The sequence below is a fragment of the Streptomyces sp. DH12 genome, from assembly GCF_020873895.1.
GTDB lineage: Bacteria > Actinomycetota > Actinomycetes > Streptomycetales > Streptomycetaceae > Streptomyces.
The window spans coordinates 1-444 of the sequence record NZ_JAHWGT010001148.1 but is presented as its reverse complement, the minus strand read 5'-3'; the positions used below and the strand labels follow the sequence as shown (position 1 = coordinate 444).

The following is a 444-nucleotide window of genomic DNA, read 5'->3' as shown; positions in this document are numbered from 1 at the left end:
ACCGCGACGACATGGCTGTCGTCCCGCCTCATCAGCTGGTTGGCCTTGGCGATGCCGTCGGCCCAGCCCAGCACCGTGGAGGCGTGGCTGTTCTCGATGACGTCGTGCTCGGACTCCGCCTGCGAGGGGTAGCCGGACAGGCCGCCCTTCATCTTCAGCTTGGAGAAGTCCTGCCGGCCGGTCAGCAGCTTGTGCACGTAGGACTGGTGGCCGGTGTCCCAGAGGACCTTGTCCTTGGGGGACTCGAAGACCCGGTGCAGGGCGATGGTGAGCTCCACCACACCGAGGTTGGGGCCGAGGTGGCCGCCGGTCTTGGAGACCGCGTCGACGAGGAAGGTCCGGATCTCCCCGGCCAGCTGGTCGAGCTCCTCGAGGGTGAGCCGGTCCAGATCGCGCGGTCCCCTGATGCGGGTCAGCAGCGGCACCCGTGCCTCCTTGCAGTAG

1 protein-coding gene is annotated in these 444 nt (G+C 68.0%); it reads right to left on the bottom strand.

Translation table 11 applies throughout. From position 1 onward, the window contains the following. Positions 1–425: 1-deoxy-D-xylulose-5-phosphate synthase N-terminal domain-containing protein (locus LPA54_RS38975; RefSeq protein WP_308112931.1), on the bottom strand; the 425-nt coding region annotated here is incomplete at its 3' end. Positions 426–444: the final 19 nt, after the last annotated feature.